A 16736-nucleotide genomic window follows, 5' to 3' on the forward strand; every position below is an offset into this window, starting at 1 on the left:
TTGTGGAGTGCGCCCTCAGAGTTCGGACGGCTCTGGCTCCTTCACGGTGCCAAATTGCAATTTGGCGAGTTTCGCATAAAGCCCGCCAGCCGCACTCAGCTGTTCATGTGTTCCGGTTTCAACGATCCGGCCCTCGTCCATGACAATGATACGATCCGCTTTCAGCACCGTAGCCAACCGGTGGGCAATGATCAGAGTCGTTCGCCCTTCCATCAATTGATCCAAAGCCTTTTGGACGAGCTGTTCGCTTTCGGCATCCAAGGCGCTGGTTGCTTCGTCAAGCAACAGCACAGGAGCCTGTTTCAACACGGCACGGGCAATGGCAATTCGTTGGCGTTGCCCACCCGACAAAGTGATGCCGCGTTCGCCGACGAGTGTGTCGTAGCCATTTGTCATGGTTTCGATGAAAGGGGAGGCAAGGGCGGCCGTGGCCGCTTTGACGATGTCCTGACGTTTTGCATCAGGAAGGCCATAGGCAATGTTCTCTGCGATGCTGGCGCCGAATACAGCGGTGTCCTGCGGCACCAGCGCGATGTTGCGCCGAAGTTCATCTGGGTCGAGGTCACGCAGTTCCACGCCGTTCATTCGAATGGCCCCGGATGTCGGGTCATAAAACCGCATCAGCAGACTGAAAAGCGTACTTTTGCCGGCGCCCGAGGGGCCAACAACCGCAACTTTCTCTCCCGGAGCAATGGTCAAGGTCAGATCCTGCACCACGGGTAGATTGCCTGCTGCTTGGTAGGCGAATGAAACGTCCTCGAAACGAATTTCGCCCCGTGGTGTATCCGGCAGGGGGATGGGATTGAGAGGGGCCCGAATCTCCGGCGTGATCTCCAGAAGTTCGGAGAGACGTTCAGCGGCACCAGCTGCCTGTGACAGCTCGCCCCAGACTTCGGACAAAGCGGCCAATGAGCCCGCGGCAAGAATTGAATACAAAAGGAACTGGCTAAGTTCTCCGCCGGTCATGCGTCCGGCAAAAACGTCACTCGCGCCGATCCAGAGAACAGCTACGATGGAAGAGCCAATGACGAGGATGGCAAACCCCGTCAATGCGGCGCGGGCGGTTATCGCCTGGCGTGCAGCGGTAAACGCCGTTTCCACAGCAGATCGGTAGATCCCGGAGCTGCGGCTTTCGTGCGTGAAAGCTTGCAATGTCCTGACCGATCCGAGCATTTCCCCGGCATAGGCTGAGGCGTCTGCCAGCATATCTTGCGCAAAACGCGAGCGCTTTCTGACCTTCCGGCCAAACCCGATGATCGGGATGAGGATGACCGGGATCGCCGCGAGCACAATGACCGACAAGCGCGGACTGGTTACCACCATCATCACCGAGGCGCCGGTGAACATGATTGTGTTCCGCATTGCCAGGGATGCGCTTGCGCCAAAGGCCGCTTTGATCTGGGTTGTGTCTGCAGTCAACCGGGACAGGATTTCGCCTGACTTTGCGCTGTCGTAGAATGACGGGCTCAGCCGGGTCATGTGAGCAAACACATCGGCCCTGACTTCGGCCACGACCCGTTCTCCCAGCCACATGACAAGAAAGTACCGGACAGAACTGGCGCAGGCGAGGGCGCATACCACACCGATCAGCACAGCGAAGTAGGAGTTGACCAGCGCTGGATCATCTGCGCCAAAGCCAAAGTCGATCATGCGCCGGACGGCAGCGGGAAGAACCAATGTGATGATCGCGGCGGAGAAGAGAGCAGCGAGTGCGGCTAGTACCATGCCTTTGTGCTTCAACAGGTACGGGAGCAACCGGGTCAATGGGCGCAAAGACCTTCTGGTGTCAGAGGGGGCATTTGTTGTCATGTGTTGCCTTGCGAAAACCGGTCTTCCAAAACTATGTCTCCGCCTACTTAATTGGACGGGTGCAGTATGCCAATCCCGTATTGGTCTAACCGGAGGTTTCTAAAGCCAGTTATGCGCTGAAATGCTGTAGTGAATTTGATTCCCGGAAATGTCCGGAATTGCGGGAAATTCGGTCTTGTCTTGTGCGCTGCCTTGGGGTATATCCCCGCCTCATGTTTCTAAGGGCGGCATCCGCAACTGGATCGGCGGCCCTTTATCTTGTTTGCGCTCCATAGCATTCTGACCAAAGATGGCTTGAAGGCGCTGGAAAGGACCGGTCATGAAAGCGGATATCCATCCCGACTACCACACCATCAAGGTCGTAATGACCGATGGCACCGAATTCACCACCCGCTCCACTTATGGCGCGGAAGGCGACACCCTGCAGCTCGACATCGACCCGACGTCTCACCCGGCTTGGACCGGTGGTGACCGTCAGTTGATGGACCGCGGCGGCCGTGTGTCCCGCTTCAAGAACAAGTTTGCTGGTTTTCTGGGTTCCTAAATCCAAGCCAACAGCGTGACTGTTTAAGACCCGGCCGGAAGGCCGGGTTTTTTGTTGCCTTGTTTTCTGGTGACAAAAAAGCCGCCCGGAGGGGCGGCTTAAAAGAAGAGAAACGTGAAGATGATCTATCAGCCGATTTTGCCGAAGGCGGCGTGCAGCTGGTTGATCTGAGATGCCACAGGGTTGTCGTTGTTCGCTTCTTCCTGCGGTGCGGCTTCTTCAGCTCTGTAGAGCATCTTGTCGAGATGAACGACGCGCTCCTGCAGCCGGGTCGAACGTTCCACAAGATTGCGCAAGCTTTCCGGCAGGTCGTCCCAGGCCGGGCCGCCAATTGCGCTGCTGAGTTTGTCTAGACGGACCTTGTTCTTGTCGCTACCGGCTTGTTCGCGGGACATCTCGCCTTCGTTGACGGCGCGTTGCAGCAGCAGCCAGGAAGCCAGCTGCATAAGGCGCGTTGTCAGGCGCATGGATTCAGTTGCATAAGCCAGCGAGGCTGGGCGTGGCAGCTTCTTGGCTTCTTCGCGCCCATCGCCATCAAGATAAAGCGCTGTCTCTTCGACCAGAGACATGCCTTCCTGAAAAAGCGTCTGGAAGTTGTCGGAGCTGGCCAGATGATGCGCGATGTGTACGGCATCAGAAGTGCGATCCGTTGTCTTGATATCTTCCGTCATGAGCTTACTACGCCTCGGTTACTTATTCTGGTTGCCCGCGGTTGTTGTGCCGTTTGTGTCACCTTTGATCAGGTGTGCACATTTGGAACAGTGCGAGCCCTTGTGCCCTTTACACAGCAATCCGTGTGCCAGATGCAGTCACTTGAGCCGCGTTAACCAGAACTACCGCAGAGTACTACGCTCGAACGGCAAAAAAAAGAGCCGCACGGTTGCGGCTCTAAGTCTTTAACAGGGAGGCGTCAAACAGAGTGGTCTGAACCACTCCTATCCAGATGACTGGATGCATAAGTTTATAATTTGGAAAGATTAATGATTGGTAAATGAATAAAAATCTATTAAAGGCGTTAAGGATAAAGGCTGTCGATTTCGAATAAATTCACAATTTTTGCAGATAGTTACAAGGTTACTTCTGAAAGAATGCGTCTGCAGCATTGCGAATAGTGCTGCGTTGCTCAAGCGCCTCTCTTGTACGGTTAACTTCCGCGGTTAATGCCTCGATCCGGTCCTGGAGTTCGTCCTCTGACAAGCGGCTTAGATCTTCGCCAACGGTAACCACATTCGGTTCCTGCTTTTTGGGGATATCATCGTCAAAGAGGCCCATGTCATATCTCCTGCTGGATCTACGCGAATGGCAATCTTGCTCACCCGTGTTTGATCCTCATAAACTCGGCCATTATTTACCATAGAACCGGGACAAGCGCAGCCGTATGTCCCAATTTGGATCATAAGGACAGTTCCATATGCAGAATTTGCCGGACACCATGACAGTTGTTGCGATTTCAGAACCGGGTGGACCTGAGGTTCTCATTTTGGAACAGCGCGCCCTGCCGGACGTGGGCGACGGCGATATCCTGATCCGGGTTGAGGCAGCAGGTGTGAACCGCCCCGATGTCCTTCAGCGAATGGGCGCTTATCCGCCTCCGAAGGGCGCATCGGACCTTCCAGGCCTTGAGGTTGCCGGCGAAGTGGTTGCTGTTGGGGCAGCCGTTCATGGGCACTCTGTCGGTGACAAAGTGACAGCTCTTTGCCCGGGCGGAGGCTATGCGGAGTATTGTAAGGTGCCAGCGGGTCATGCCTTGCCTGTGCCGGCGGGTATGAGTGTGCTGGAAGCGGCTGCGCTGCCGGAAACATTCTTCACTGTATGGACCAACGTTTTCGACCGTTGCGGTCTACGGGAGGGCGAGCGCTTTCTGGTTCATGGTGGGGCGTCCGGAATTGGCACATGTGCCATTCAGTTGGCCAAGGCCTTCGGTGCTGAGGTGTTCACCACGATAGGTTCATCGGAGAAGATCGAAGCGGTGAAAGCCCTTGGTGCCGATCATGTCATCAATTACCGGGAACAGGCATTTGAGAAGGTCATCCTTGAGGTCACTGGCGGACAAGGTGTTGATGTCATCCTGGATATGGTTGGCGGCGATTATGTTGAGCGGAACTGGAAAGCTGCGGCCATTGAAGGCCGGATATGTCAGATCGCGACTCTGAACGGTGTTTCGCATGATGTGAATTTCTCGCGCCTCATGGTGAAGCGGCTAACACACACCGGTACGACGCTGCGGCCAAGAGATGATGCGTTCAAGACTGCCATTGCCGATAGTCTCCGATCCAAAGTTTGGCCATTGATCGAATCGGGCCAGATCAAGCCGTTGATCGATTCCACCTTTCCGTTGAGTGAGGCTGCCGAAGCTCATCGGCGCATGGAAAGCTCTGGCCACACTGGTAAAATCGTCATGACGGTCGGATACTAGAAGACCGACCGGACTTGGGCGCTGTGGTGGTTCGCAAGATCATTTGCGTTTCCGCCGCGTTCAGCCTATATTCGCGCCAATTCCCATTAAATTGAAATGGAACACCGCTCTTCCGACCTGCCGGCCGGGGGAGCAGACAAGAGGAATTTGACCGATGGCGAACACGCCGCTTATGCCGAAAGCAACTGCTGTCTGGCTCGTGGACAACACTGCGCTGAGCTTCACGCAGATCGCGACATTCTGCAAGCTGCATCCGCTTGAAGTGAAAGCCATCGCAGATGGTGAAGCGGCGCAGGGCATCAAGGGTTTGGATCCGGTTCTGACTGGCCAGTTGACGCGTGAAGAAGTCGAACGTGCTCAGAACGATCCGAACTACCAACTCAAGCTGCAAGGCTCAAAGGTTGTTGTCCCGGAAACCAAACGCAAAGGCCCGCGCTACACGCCGGTTTCGCGCCGTCAGGACCGCCCGAATGCAATCCTCTGGCTGGTGCGCAATCACCCGGAGTTGAAAGACGCGCAGATCATGCGTCTCGTTGGAACCACCAAGCCGACGATTGCCGCCATTCGCGACCGTACCCACTGGAACTCGGCGAACCTGACGCCATCCGATCCGGTGACGCTCGGTCTTTGCAGCCAGCTTGAGCTCGACATTGAAGTTGAAAAGGCTGCGAAGAATGCACCGCAGCCGATGGCAGGCGAGCCGGCAGAAACGCTGATGTCGGTTGATGACAGCACCAGCGAAGATGCAATTGCTGCAGCGTTCTCGCTCGATCCGAATACCGCGCCGAAGCGCGAGGAAGAAGAAGAGATCGATGTCGACGCCGTGTTCGCCAATCTGAACTCTCCGAAAGACACAGATGGCGACGACGAAACAGACGACGACAGCTCAACTAAGCTCTAAACGCCTGTCACAGTAACAGTTCTGGAGCCACCGGATGACGTGTCATCCGGTGGTTTTTATTTCACACGGCAATAGCGGAAACCAATCCGGCCCGGAGTCTGTCTCTCTTCCTAACCTTCGTAGAGGTGGAGGCGCTGGCTAAAATTTCTGGACCTGTGGTGCATCGTCGGTGATGTCATAGTAGTCACCTTTATCTTTGACAAAGATGTGCTTGCCAATCTCCAGCCCTGTCGGGCTCTCCAGGCAACCGGCAGCTATTCCGATGCCATCTTCTGTATTCATTCGGTAAAACAGGCTGGACCCACAGAATTTGCAGAAGCCACGTTTGGCAAAGTCAGATGACTCATACCAAGTCAGGCCTTCGTCAGTTGTAAACTGCAATTCCTTGAAAGGGGCGTGGGTCGACGCCCAAGTGTGCCCGCTAGAGCGGCGGCATTGCCCGCAATGGCAGATCGTGACTGTTTTTCTAACCTCCGGGACTTCAAACCGGACTTTTCCGCAATCGCAGCGACCTTTGAGCAATACTGCCTCCTGAAATTATCCTTAAAGAACGGATTTCATAGATCGAGATGGGTCCGGCGGTTTAGCGCTCGGTTAGTTTCAGCTCGATCCGGCGGTTTTTCGCCAAAGCATCAGGCGTTTCACCTTCTTCCAGAGGTTGGAACTCGCCAAAGCCCGCAGCTACCAGCCGTTTTGGGTCGACACCCTTCTCAATGAGATACCGGACAACCGAGATGGCGCGGGCTGCCGACAGTTCCCAGTTGTTGCGCAGGCGCCCAGTTCCGGAAAGCGGCCGGGCATCGGTATGACCATCCACACGCAAGACCCAGTTGATCTCATCCGGGATCTGTCCGCTTAGTTCGAGGATTGCCTCCGCAAGCTTGTCCAGTTCCTGCTGGCCTTCCGGGTTGATGTCCTCAGACCCTGAATCAAAGAGCACCTCCGACTGGAAGACAAAGCGGTCGCCGACGACCGAAATGTCGGAGCGTTGGGAGAGAATTTCCCGCAGCCTTCCGAAGAAGTCAGACCTGTAGCGCGAGAGCTCTTGAACCCGCTGTACCAGAGCGGCGTTCAGCCGTCTGCCAAGGCTCGCGATCTTTGCCTGGCTTTCGGCTTCCTTGGCTTCAGAGGCCTCAAGCGCGGCATTGGCTGCTGCGATTTGGCGGCGAAGAGCTGCAATCTGCTGGTTGAGCAGTTCGACCTGGGCCAAGGCCTCCTGGCTGACCTGCCGCTCATCATCGAGGAGGTTCTCGAGTTGTGCTGCTCTGCCGCCGGCTGCCTCGGCATCTCCCGAGCTGCTTTCCAACAGGCCCAGCAGGCGAGACTGTTCAGCTTCAGCGCTGCTGAGGCTGGCCTGAAGTCCAAGAATGGTGTCTTCCAATTCGCCCGAGGAGGCCCGTTCCAGTGCAAGCAGCTCAGTCAGTTCACTTATTTGGGCGTTCAGCCGGTTCAGAACCGTGTCGCGCCCGGACAGTTGCTGCGAGAGAAAAAACTGCGCGATCATGAAGATCGACAACAGGAAGATAATAACCAACAGGAGTGTGGCCATCGCATCGACGAAGCCGGGCCAGTAGTCGGTCTGTTGGGCGCGGCGGCGCGACCTGAGGCTGCCAGCCATCCGCGATTACTCCTTCGCCCGGTCGAACGCGGCCGAGATTGAGGCCAGTAGACCCTCAATCCGCTTTTGCTGTTCGCCTTGTGATTCCGCCCAGTCGCGCATCATCTGCTGTTCGGAGCGCACATGTTTGACCAGTCCTTGAATACCTTCAGCGAGGTTTGCCATGGCCTGGGAGGCGGTTTTGCTGCCACCTTCTTCAACGCTTTTTTGCAAGGCCGAAATCGAGGCCTGGATCTGTTCGACGCCCGGGGAATCTCCGGAGGCAAACATACCGTCTTCCGGATCGATGTCCGTGACGGTTGATAGCCAGTCTTCCAGTTCGTTGTAGAACCGGTTTTGTGCCTGACCTGCTTGCAGATCCAAAAAGCCGAGGATCAAAGACCCTGTCAGACCGAAGAGGGATGATGAAAACGCAGTGCCCATGCCGGACAATGGGGCTTCCAAGCCGGCTTTTAGGTCCTCAAAGATGACATTCGCATCGCCAGAGCCGACATCCAAGGACTGGATCGTCGCGCCAACCGAACTCACTGTTTGCAAGAGGCCCCAAAACGTCCCGAGCAGACCGAGAAAAACCAGCAGCCCGGTTAGGTAACGGGATATTTCGCGGGATTCTTCAAGGCGCATGCCAATGGAATCGAGAATGGAACGAGCAATCGTCGGGGTCAGCGCCATGTCGCCGGATTTGTTACCGAGGAGGGCAGCCATTGGTGCGAGCAGAACGGGAGACCGGGTGTCGAGCGCAGGATCTCCAATCCGGAAGCTGTTGACCCATGCAATTTCCGGAAACAAACGAATGACACGGCCAAATAGGAGGAGAACTCCAAAGGCACCAACAAACACAATTAGGCCGTTGAGGCCCGGGTTGCTCATGAAAGCTGTTGAGACTTGCGGAAATAGAATGAAGGCAATGAAAGCGACGATCACCAGAAAGATGATCATGAACGTCAGATAGGCCCTCGGGCTCGACAAGCTGTAGGGGTCAAATTCACGTGCCATGTTTGCTGTCAATCACCGTTCTGCAGAGGTCATTGATTGATAGCGTGATTTTTAACGTCTTGGAAACCGTGAATCGGCCCGGCAACCCCAATTAAATTTGGAAAGCCCAAAAACCGGCAGGCCTCATGGGGCTGCCGGTAAATGACATTTGCGGGTGAATGCGGGGTGTTATTCTTGTTGCGGGGCCGCTGCTTTCTTAAGCAGGCGCAGGAGGTGCTTGTGGGCATCCTCATTACCGACCACAACATCGCCGGTCTCCAGCATCTTGGATTTGCCGTCCAGATCGCTGACGAAGCCGCCCGCTTCGCGGACCATCAACAGGCCGGCTGCAATGTCCCAGGAATTGAGGTTGCGCTCCCAATAGCCGTCGAGCCGGCCGGATGCTGTCCAGGCCAGATCAAGCGCTGCGGCGCCAGCCCGGCGAATGCCAGCGACTTCCGGCATGATGTGGCGCAGCTCGCGCAACGTACGGCCATGATCACCGCGTCCGATGAATGGCAGGCCGGTCCCGAACACCATCTCCGGCAGCTCTGTCCGTCCCGCAACACGAAGTCTGCGGTCGTTGAGAAAAGCGCCACGGCCACGTTCGGCGGTGTACAGCTCGTCCATGACCGGATTGTAGATCACACCGGCAACGATCTCGCCGTTCCGCTCAAGTGCAATGGATGTTGCGAAAATCGGAATGCCGTGCAGAAAGTTGGTCGTGCCGTCGAGAGGATCAATGTGCCAGCGATGCTGACCGTCCGTTCCCTCAACTTCACCGCTTTCTTCCATAACGAGGCCAAAAGTCGGACGGGCCTTGGTCAGCTCGGACCGCACGATTTCCTCAGCTTTCCGGTCGGCAGCCGAAACGAAATCTCCAGGACCTTTCCGGGATACCTGCAGGTTTTCAACTTCACCGAAGTCACGGATGAGGCTGCGACCGGCTTTGGTCGCGGCTTGAACCATGACGTTGAGGATTGCTGTGCGGGCCATGTTGTTTCACTTGTTGTTGGGCGCAACGGCAGATCCGCTGCGCCAGATGTTCAGCTGGTTGAGGCGTCAGTCTGCGCGCTTCACGTATTCCAGCGTACCGGTGTCGACGATAATTTTTTCGCCAGCGGTGATGAACGGCGGCACCATCACGCGAACGCCATTTTCCATGAGCGCCGGCTTGTAGGATGAAGACTGGGTCTGGCCTTTCACGACCGCATCGGCTTCGCTGATTTCCAGCGTGACGTGTTGCGGCAGAGTGATACCGATCGGGCGCTCTTCATGAAGTTCCACGGTCACCATCATGCCGTCCTGCAGGAAGGCGGCACGATCGCCGACAAACTCTGTCTGCAATTCCAGCTGTTCGTAGGTCTCTGTGTCCATGAAGATCAGCATGTCGTCTTGCGTGTAAAGGTACTGGAAGTCCTTCTGCTCAAGACGGACGCGCTCGACTTTATCTTCAGACCGGAAGCGCTCATTGAGCTTGCGGCCGTCTAGCAGGTTTTTCATTTCGACCTGCGCAAACGCACCGCCCTTTCCAGGCTTTACGTGTTGAACCTTGACGACGGCCCACAGGGTTTCCTGATGCTGAAGCACGTTGCCCGGCTTGATTTCGTTACCGTTGATTTTCATGGAACGACCGATTTTTGATTTGTCTGGATCTTGTACGGCGCAAAAATCAGTTCAATAGACCGCGCCAACAATGGATTGCGCCTGTCCACCATAAATGCTCGCTTCTTTCAAGGAAAAAAGCGAGCTCCGGCCACAAACAGTCGGGCAATTGCCAGGATTACGGAGAGTTCAGGTACGATTCGTCCGATGGTGCCATCAAGGTCGCGGAATACTGCTCAGCCAACTTTCTTGCGGCAGCAAGTGTCTCGTCGTCCAGCGTTCCGAATATGCCGTCCAGTGTCGGGTCGGAAACTCCAAGTGTCCGGGCAATAAGATGCCATCCGGCAGCCGCAGCATTGTCATGCTCGCGCCCGCGGCCATACGCATAGATCCGGGCAAGCCGGTTCATGGCGACAGGGTTTCCAGCAGTGGCAGCGCGTTCAAACCAATCGGCAGCTTCGCTTTCATCTGGATCTACGCCGCGGCCCTGAAACCGGAGGATGCCGTAGTAGACTTGCGCAAAGGTATGACCTCTGCGGGCAGCGCGCCCCATCCAGAAGGCACCTTTGCCAGGATCATTGAGACCGTCACCGGATTCAAGATACGCCAATGCGAGCGTGTATTGTGCTTCAGGGTCGTTCAGTTGAGCAGCTTCTTCGAGAAGTTCCCGTGCCTTTTCCTCATTGTAAGGCCGCCCCTCGCCCTCCTTGTAAAGGATCGCAAGATTATAGAGCGCGGACGGGTTGTCCGCTTCGGCGGCTTGTTCGAAGAGTTCGGCTGCCTTGGCCTTGTCCTGCGGTATGGCATCGCCGAGCAGGTATAGTTGCGCGAGCTGAAGTGCAGACCCATTGTCGCCTTGTGCCGCTGCAAGACCATACCAGTCCGCAGCTTTTGCCTTGTCCTGCTTGATGCCAAGCCCTGCCTCATGGAGAACACCCAACAACGCTTGCGCGGATCGGTCGCCGTTCTCCGCGAGCGGCGTTGCCAGGGCCAAAGCGGTCAAATGCCAGCCGCGCTGGAAGGCGCTGTAGGCTGTGTCCGAGGAAGCCGTTTCCCCATCGGCAAGCGACGGGGGCCCGGAATCGATCAGGCTGGCAATGGTTTTGTCCCGTGTCGTGACATCGACAAGTGCAGGAAGTTTCGCAGTGCCTGGAGCTTCAACTGCCGAGATATCTGACGCCGGTGTTTCCGTTTGTCCGGATGCGGCTAAGGGCAATCCAATCAAAGCTGCAGACACGAATGCTGCCGCTGCAGTTTGCCGAACCACAGGGGTGGTGATCAGTTTATCCATGGCCGGTTTGAGACCTCTCATTCGGCTGTCAGTCAACCTCCGGGAACGGATGCGCTTCAAGCACCGTGTTGGCATCTGAAATTGTCTTGGCGATGTCTTCAGAATGCCAGACAGCGTCCTTCAGGGCAACGAAGTCGGCGCCAGTGGCCGCCACCTCGGCAAGTGTTTCAAGTGTGTTGCCCGCCAAGGCGACACAAGGTGTTTCGAAAAGCTCCGCCCACCAATTGGCACCGGACAGGGTCTTGTCGTGGGCAGTTTCTTTTTCCGTCAGATCCAGCTTGCCGAAGAACAGGTAGTCGACGCCGGTCTCTGCCCATTCCATGGCATCATGTTTCGTTTTGGTTCCACCTGTTCCGACGACCCGGTCAGGCTGGAAACTCTCCACGGCGAGTTTCACATCCTCAAGGGACTTGTCGACATGGACCCCATCGGCGCCGGAGCGGCCTGCCGCTTGTGTGTCACCATAGACCAAAGCAGCTGCGCCGCCGTCCTGGATGATCGGGACAAGAATATCTGCCGCAGCCTGAATGTCTTTTGTTGACGCATCTGGCATGTAGATCATCACACATGCGATATCTCCGCCCGTGAAAGCTTGCTTCAGTTGACTTGCAAGCGTTGCCGTATCGAACGCAGGCGGTGTCACAAGGAAAAGGCGGGGTCGGTTCACGAATGTCTGTCCTGATGTATCTTCAAATATGGCAACGATCTGCCGCCGTTTCTTGTCCCTAAAGACGGCGAAAGAGGGACGCAAGGCCCCTCTTTCAACATTTTGATCTGACCAGCTTGCCAGATGCTACCAGTTCTTAGGCGATCTTCGGATCCAGGCTGCCGTTCTGGTAGCGGGCCGCCATGTCGGACAGCGTGACAATTTTCTTGATCTTGGATGCTTGGCCTGCGGTGTTGAATGCTTCCAGACGGGCCACACAGAGCTTTTGCATTGCCTCACGTGCCGGCTTCAAGTATCTGCGCGGATCGAATTCGCCAGGGTTTTCCTGCAAGATCTTGCGGATCTGGCCCGTCATCGCCATGCGGTTGTCGGTGTCGATGTTGACCTTGCGCACGCCATTCTTGATCCCACGCTGGATTTCTTCAACTGGCACACCCCAGGTTTGCGGCATTTCTCCGCCGTACTGGTTGATGATGTCCTGCAGATCCTGAGGCACGGACGATGACCCGTGCATCACAAGATGTGTGTCAGGCAGGCGGCGGTGGATCTCTTCGATCACGTGCATGGCAAGAATATCACCGTCTGGCTTGCGGGTGAATTTGTAGGCGCCGTGGCTTGTGCCCATGGCAATTGCCAGCGCGTCCACCTTGGTTTCCTTGACGAATTTTACCGCTTCATCCGGATCGGTCAGGAGCTGATCTTCTGTCAGCTTACCTTCTGCACCGTGACCGTCTTCCTTGTCGCCCATGCCGGTTTCAAGGGAGCCAAGGACACCCAATTCACCTTCGACTGAGATGCCGCCGAGATGCGCCATGTCGGTTACGGTTTTTGTGACGCCGACGTTGTAATCCCACGACGCAGGAGTTTTGCCGTCCGCTTCCAGAGAGCCGTCCATCATGACGGATGTAAAGCCGGCCTGAATGGCCGTCATGCAGGTTTGAGCCGCATTGCCGTGATCCAGGTGAACGCAAACTGGGATGTGCGGGTAGATTTCGACAACCGCGTCCATCATGTGCTTCAGCATAACATCATGTGCGTAGGCCCGGGCACCGCGGGAGGCCTGAATGATCACCGGAGAATCGGTCTGGTCAGCGGCGGACATGATGGCCAGCGCCTGTTCCATGTTGTTGATGTTGAATGCCGGCACGCCGTAATCGTTTGCGGCAGCGTGATCAAGCAGCTGGCGGAGTGTAATGCGGGCCATCTATGTCTCCCAGAAGCCGGTATCGCAGCGTTCACTTTAGGGTTGTTTTACGATCCGGGTGTTGCGGTGCGTCAATCTCCGGTGGTTCTATCAAGAATCCGGCAGAGGAAAAGGGGCGAGAGGTTTCTTAAATCAATTTAATTTCAAGGTGATGCCGGTTTCTACCCGGTTGTGATTAATTTGACCTGTGAATTAAATGAGGTGGTTTTTATGAACTCAGCTGCCAGCCTGGATCAGTGAGCTCACATCAATGATTGTTCCTGATGGATCGCTCAAGATCATCCGGCGTTGTCCATATTGCATGTCGCGCGGCGCTTCGATGATGTTGGCACCCAACTCCAATGCTCTGTTGTGAACCGCATCGCAATCATCAACGACAAACGTCAAGATGATGCCTGCGGGTTGATGTCGAGCGGCCTCCGGCACAATCTCATGGCTTGTGAGAAGTATGCCGAGCTCCAAGCCCGTTTGATCAGGGGCCTCCAGGTTTACAAACCAGTCAGAAGAGAACTTCGCCGCGTAACCAAAGAGCTTCTGATAAAAGGCCGCGGTGACCGCGACCTCTTCTGTCAGGATGTTTGTGAAAGCACGTTGCATTTCAATCTCCCGAAGCGATGTAGATCAGCTCTCCAAAGCCTTGACGCCCGGCAGTTCCTTGCCTTCAAGCCACTCAAGGAATGCACCGCCTGCGGTCGATACATAAGAGAAATCGCTTGCAGCTCCTGCATGATTGAGGGCTGCCACCGTATCACCGCCACCGGCAACAGAATTCAGTTTGCCGGATTTGGTGTTCTCGGCAGCGTGTTTGGCAGCCTCCACAGTCGCAATATCAAACGGGGCGATTTCAAAAGCACCGAGGGGGCCATTCCAGACGAGGGTCTTGGCAGCGTCGATTTTCGACTTCACCACCTCAACGGACGCCGCGCCAACATCTAGGATCATGCCATCCGCTGGTATAGCGTCCACCGACACGGTTTCGTTGTTCGCGCCTGCCTTGAACTCCTTGGCGACAACGGCATCGACTGGCAGCACGATTTCGCAGCCAGCGGTCTCCGCAGCAGCCATAATCTTCTTTGCCGTGTCCGCGAGGTCATGTTCGCACAGCGACTTGCCGACATTTACGCCTTTGGCTGCCAGGAAAGTGTTGGCCATACCACCGCCAATCACCAGCATGTCCACTTTGGCAACGAGGTTCTCCAGAAGGTCGATTTTGGACGACACCTTAGCCCCGCCTACAACAGCCAGAACAGGGCGGACGGGTTCACCAAGCGCGGAGCCGAGTGCTACTAGCTCTGCCTGCATCGTGCGGCCTGCATATGCCGGAAGCAGCTGGGCGATGCCTTCCGTCGAACCATGCGCCCGGTGAGCGGCGGAAAACGCATCATTCACATAGATGTCGCCAATGGCGGCGAGCGCTTTTGCAAACTCCGGATCGTTCTTTTCTTCGCCTTTGTGGAAACGTGTGTTTTCCATCATAAGAACCTGGCCGTTTTGCATGACCGCAACCGCGCCGGCCGCCGAGGGGCCGATGCAGTCTTCCGCGAAGCCAACGGTCTTGCCAAGCAAATCAGAAACGGCTCGTGTGACCGGCGCAAGGGACATTTCCTTGACCTTTTCACCTTTCGGTCGGCCAAAATGCGCGAGCAGAATGACCTTGGCGCCTTTCTCGGAGAGTTCTTTGATTGTCGGTAGAACCCGTTCGATACGGGTTGTGTCGGTGACTTTGTAATTGTCCATCGGAACATTGAGGTCAACGCGAACAAGGACACGTTTGCCTGCAAGATCGGTGATGTCGTCGAGTGTCTTGAAAGTCATGAGATCCACCTAGTTGTCAGGGGCGGGTTGAACTGGTTGTAACAGCGATACCGATCCCGAAAAGGGTCAAGAGAACGCCGAAGGACCGTTCCATCCAGAGTTTTGCGCGGATGAATTGCTGGCGCACTGGCGGCAGCGTGAAGAAGAAAGTGACGAGCACGAACCAAAGGAATACGCCGCTTGCCATGATCACGCCATAGCTGACCTTGGTCCAAAGCGCTGTTTCCGGGGAGGTGACCTGCAGAAAGACGCTGAGAGCGAACATTGTCGCCTTGGGATTGGTCACGTTGGTGAAGAAACCCCAGCGCAGAGCCTTTAGCGGGGGCATACCAGCAAGCGCGCTGTCTGCCGGCATTTCCCTTGAAGCTGTCCGGTACATGGTGATACCTAGAAACACCAGATATGCTGCGCCGATGAGCTTGAGTGCATTAAAGAGAAAAATGGACTGCGAGACGATGAGGCCAATTCCGGCGAGGGCGTAGGTAACGTGAACGCCTAAGGCGAGGGCGATGCCAAGTGCGGTCATGATACCGGCCAAACGACCACCGATGAGCGCGTTGCGAAGAACAACGGCGAAGTCGGGGCCGGGAACAATGGCAACAACAATCGTCAGTGAAATTACAGTGAAAAGCTCGAGCAAGCGTGCCCCCAAGGTTGGATGTTTTAAGCAAACAAAAAGCGGATGCAGGAGACCTGCATCCGCCTATATGTCATAGCAGATGGCTGCCCATCCAGACCATGTTTTAAATCAGTTTTGCCATGGCGATGGCCGTGTCCGCCATCCGGTTGGAGAAGCCCCACTCGTTGTCATACCAGGACAGCACCGACACCATTGTCCCGTCCATGACCTTGGTCTGATCCATATGGAAGATCGACGAGTGCGGGTCGTGGTTGAAGTCGATGGAGACGTTCTTGTCTTCAGTGTAGCCGAGCACGCCTTTGAGTGCTCCGCCCGCTGCCGCTTTGACTGCAGCATTGATTTCTTCAACAGTAGTGTCGCGTTTGGCGATGAACTTGAGGTCAACCACAGAAACATTTGGGGTTGGAACGCGCATTGCGAAGCCGTCCAGCTTACCGTTCAGTTCTGGCAAGACGAGACCGACAGCTTTCGCTGCACCGGTTGATGTCGGGATCATGGACATGGCTGCAGCGCGGGCGCGGTAAAGATCCTTATGCATCGTATCCAATGTCGGCTGGTCACCGGTGTAGGAGTGAATGGTCGTCATCATGCCTTTTTCGATGCCGACGGAATCGTGCAGGACCTTGGCGACCGGTGCCAGACAGTTGGTGGTGCAGGATGCGTTGGAAACGACAAGGTCTTCAGCCGTCAGCGTGTCATGGTTGACGCCGTAAACAACCGTCTTGTCGGCGCCAGACGCCGGTGCAGATACGAGGACGCGCTTTGCGCCAGCATCGAGGTGTGCGGCAGCCTTGTCCTTCGAATTGAAAATGCCTGTGCATTCCATGGCGATGTCGACACCCAGTTCTCCCCAGGGAAGATCTTTCGGGTCGCGGATCGCGGTGACCTTGATCGGTTTGCCGCCGTCGATGGAAATCGTGTCACCGTCAACTGTGACCGTTGCCGGAAATTTGCCGTGGACGGAATCGTAGCGCAGCAGGTGAGCGTTGGTCTCGACCGGGCCGAGATCGTTGATGCCGACGACCTCAACGTCAGTGCGGCCAGATTCGACAATGGCGCGCAGAACGTTGCGGCCGATACGGCCAAAGCCGTTGATTGCTACCTTGGTTACCATAGTTTTCTCCCGCATTTGGGGCCAGTTTAGGCCCTGCGCCTATCCAAAGGCTACTATATCTAATCGATTTAAAGGCAAAATAAACGCCAAAAAAATCCCGGCAGGCTGCGGAGACGCTGCGCTGCCGGGAAACGTTA

The 16736-nt window shown here is 55.9% G+C and carries 18 protein-coding genes; 3 read left to right on the top strand and 15 right to left on the bottom strand.

The window, feature by feature from the left end; translation table 11 throughout:
* Positions 1-15: 15 nt before the first annotated feature.
* Positions 16-1809, bottom strand: a complete 1794-nt coding sequence (locus tag ACVDG4_RS22915; RefSeq protein WP_447236802.1) for an ABC transporter transmembrane domain-containing protein — start codon at positions 1807-1809, stop codon at positions 16-18.
* 319 nt (positions 1810-2128) lie between these two features.
* On the opposite strand from ACVDG4_RS22915, the gene rpmE reads away from it, so the two are divergent.
* Positions 2129-2353 carry a 50S ribosomal protein L31 gene (rpmE, locus tag ACVDG4_RS22920; RefSeq protein ID WP_008196026.1) on the top strand — a complete coding sequence of 75 codons (225 nt, stop codon included), beginning with the start codon at positions 2129-2131 and terminating at the stop codon, positions 2351-2353.
* A gap of 128 nt (positions 2354-2481) precedes the next feature.
* Here rpmE and rcdA read toward each other — a convergent pair whose 3' ends face one another.
* Positions 2482-3024, bottom strand: a complete 543-nt coding sequence (rcdA, locus tag ACVDG4_RS22925) for a protease adaptor protein RcdA (protein ID WP_306147805.1) — start codon at positions 3022-3024, stop codon at positions 2482-2484.
* Between the two features lie 403 nt (positions 3025-3427).
* Positions 3428-3625, bottom strand: a complete 198-nt coding sequence (locus tag ACVDG4_RS22930) for a DUF1192 domain-containing protein (protein ID WP_133951403.1) — start codon at positions 3623-3625, stop codon at positions 3428-3430.
* A gap of 139 nt (positions 3626-3764) precedes the next feature.
* Between ACVDG4_RS22930 and ACVDG4_RS22935 the strand changes: the two genes are divergently transcribed.
* Entirely contained in the window at positions 3765-4769 is a 1005-nt protein-coding gene (locus tag ACVDG4_RS22935) for an NAD(P)H-quinone oxidoreductase (RefSeq protein WP_447236803.1), read from the top strand.
* Between the two features lie 154 nt (positions 4770-4923).
* Entirely contained in the window at positions 4924-5670 is a 747-nt protein-coding gene (locus tag ACVDG4_RS22940) for a DUF1013 domain-containing protein (protein ID WP_209174820.1), read from the top strand.
* Between the two features lie 138 nt (positions 5671-5808).
* On the opposite strand, the gene ACVDG4_RS22945 is transcribed toward ACVDG4_RS22940, so the two are convergent.
* From ACVDG4_RS22945 to gap, 12 genes are all read right to left on the bottom strand, one after another.
* A complete protein-coding gene (locus ACVDG4_RS22945) occupies positions 5809-6192 on the bottom strand; it encodes a GFA family protein (RefSeq protein ID WP_447236804.1) in 384 nt (127 codons plus the stop codon).
* Between the two features lie 61 nt (positions 6193-6253).
* Positions 6254-7288 carry a peptidoglycan -binding protein gene (locus tag ACVDG4_RS22950; protein WP_133951411.1) on the bottom strand — a complete coding sequence of 345 codons (1035 nt, stop codon included), beginning with the start codon at positions 7286-7288 and terminating at the stop codon, positions 6254-6256.
* A gap of 6 nt (positions 7289-7294) precedes the next feature.
* Positions 7295-8284: a flagellar motor protein MotA gene (locus ACVDG4_RS22955; RefSeq protein WP_040451027.1), complete on the bottom strand. Its 990-nt coding sequence runs from the start codon at positions 8282-8284 to the stop codon at positions 7295-7297.
* A 168-nt stretch (positions 8285-8452) separates the two neighbouring features.
* Positions 8453-9259: an inositol monophosphatase family protein gene (locus tag ACVDG4_RS22960; RefSeq protein ID WP_447236805.1), complete on the bottom strand. Its 807-nt coding sequence runs from the start codon at positions 9257-9259 to the stop codon at positions 8453-8455.
* Between the two features lie 66 nt (positions 9260-9325).
* Entirely contained in the window at positions 9326-9889 is a 564-nt protein-coding gene (gene efp, locus ACVDG4_RS22965) for an elongation factor P (protein ID WP_008196321.1), read from the bottom strand.
* Positions 9890-10046: 157 nt separating this feature from the next.
* Positions 10047-11180, bottom strand: a complete 1134-nt coding sequence (locus ACVDG4_RS22970) for a tetratricopeptide repeat protein (RefSeq protein ID WP_447236806.1) — start codon at positions 11178-11180, stop codon at positions 10047-10049.
* 7 nt (positions 11181-11187) lie between these two features.
* Positions 11188-11826, bottom strand: coding sequence for a thiamine phosphate synthase (locus tag ACVDG4_RS22975; protein ID WP_447236807.1), 639 nt, complete (start codon positions 11824-11826; stop codon positions 11188-11190).
* A gap of 136 nt (positions 11827-11962) precedes the next feature.
* Entirely contained in the window at positions 11963-13030 is a 1068-nt protein-coding gene (gene fba / locus ACVDG4_RS22980) for a class II fructose-bisphosphate aldolase (RefSeq protein ID WP_447236808.1), read from the bottom strand.
* A gap of 216 nt (positions 13031-13246) precedes the next feature.
* A complete protein-coding gene (locus tag ACVDG4_RS22985; RefSeq protein ID WP_447236809.1) occupies positions 13247-13627 on the bottom strand; it encodes a VOC family protein in 381 nt (126 codons plus the stop codon).
* Positions 13628-13651: 24 nt separating this feature from the next.
* Positions 13652-14845 (bottom strand): phosphoglycerate kinase, encoded by a 1194-nt coding sequence (locus tag ACVDG4_RS22990; protein ID WP_447236810.1) that lies wholly within the window; start codon positions 14843-14845, stop codon positions 13652-13654.
* A gap of 16 nt (positions 14846-14861) precedes the next feature.
* Entirely contained in the window at positions 14862-15485 is a 624-nt protein-coding gene (locus ACVDG4_RS22995; protein ID WP_447236811.1) for a LysE family translocator, read from the bottom strand.
* A gap of 103 nt (positions 15486-15588) precedes the next feature.
* Complete coding sequence (gap, locus tag ACVDG4_RS23000; RefSeq protein WP_447236812.1) at positions 15589-16599, bottom strand: type I glyceraldehyde-3-phosphate dehydrogenase; 1011 nt, start codon at positions 16597-16599, stop codon at positions 15589-15591.
* Between the last annotated feature and the right edge of the window lie 137 nt (positions 16600-16736).

The sequence above is a fragment of the Roseibium sp. MB-4 genome (genome assembly GCF_053005265.1).

What these genes read in the sequence shown, in the direction of transcription:
- ACVDG4_RS22990 (WP_447236810.1), bottom strand. Translation starts at nt 14,845, where the DNA reads ATGACTTTCAAGACACTCGACGACATCACCGATCTTGCAGGCAAACGT.
- rcdA (WP_306147805.1), bottom strand. Translation starts at nt 3,024, where the DNA reads ATGACGGAAGATATCAAGACAACGGATCGCACTTCTGATGCCGTACAC.
- fba (WP_447236808.1), bottom strand. Translation starts at nt 13,030, where the DNA reads ATGGCCCGCATTACACTCCGCCAGCTGCTTGATCACGCTGCCGCAAAC.
- rpmE (WP_008196026.1), top strand. Translation starts at nt 2,129, where the DNA reads ATGAAAGCGGATATCCATCCCGACTACCACACCATCAAGGTCGTAATG.
- ACVDG4_RS22970 (WP_447236806.1), bottom strand. Translation starts at nt 11,180, where the DNA reads ATGAGAGGTCTCAAACCGGCCATGGATAAACTGATCACCACCCCTGTG.
- ACVDG4_RS22935 (WP_447236803.1), top strand. Translation starts at nt 3,765, where the DNA reads ATGCAGAATTTGCCGGACACCATGACAGTTGTTGCGATTTCAGAACCG.
- ACVDG4_RS22930 (WP_133951403.1), bottom strand. Translation starts at nt 3,625, where the DNA reads ATGGGCCTCTTTGACGATGATATCCCCAAAAAGCAGGAACCGAATGTG.
- ACVDG4_RS22985 (WP_447236809.1), bottom strand. Translation starts at nt 13,627, where the DNA reads ATGCAACGTGCTTTCACAAACATCCTGACAGAAGAGGTCGCGGTCACC.
- ACVDG4_RS22915 (WP_447236802.1), bottom strand. Translation starts at nt 1,809, where the DNA reads ATGACAACAAATGCCCCCTCTGACACCAGAAGGTCTTTGCGCCCATTG.
- ACVDG4_RS22960 (WP_447236805.1), bottom strand. Translation starts at nt 9,259, where the DNA reads ATGGCCCGCACAGCAATCCTCAACGTCATGGTTCAAGCCGCGACCAAA.
- ACVDG4_RS22940 (WP_209174820.1), top strand. Translation starts at nt 4,924, where the DNA reads ATGGCGAACACGCCGCTTATGCCGAAAGCAACTGCTGTCTGGCTCGTG.
- efp (WP_008196321.1), bottom strand. Translation starts at nt 9,889, where the DNA reads ATGAAAATCAACGGTAACGAAATCAAGCCGGGCAACGTGCTTCAGCAT.
- gap (WP_447236812.1), bottom strand. Translation starts at nt 16,599, where the DNA reads ATGGTAACCAAGGTAGCAATCAACGGCTTTGGCCGTATCGGCCGCAAC.
- ACVDG4_RS22955 (WP_040451027.1), bottom strand. Translation starts at nt 8,284, where the DNA reads ATGGCACGTGAATTTGACCCCTACAGCTTGTCGAGCCCGAGGGCCTAT.
- ACVDG4_RS22950 (WP_133951411.1), bottom strand. Translation starts at nt 7,288, where the DNA reads ATGGCTGGCAGCCTCAGGTCGCGCCGCCGCGCCCAACAGACCGACTAC.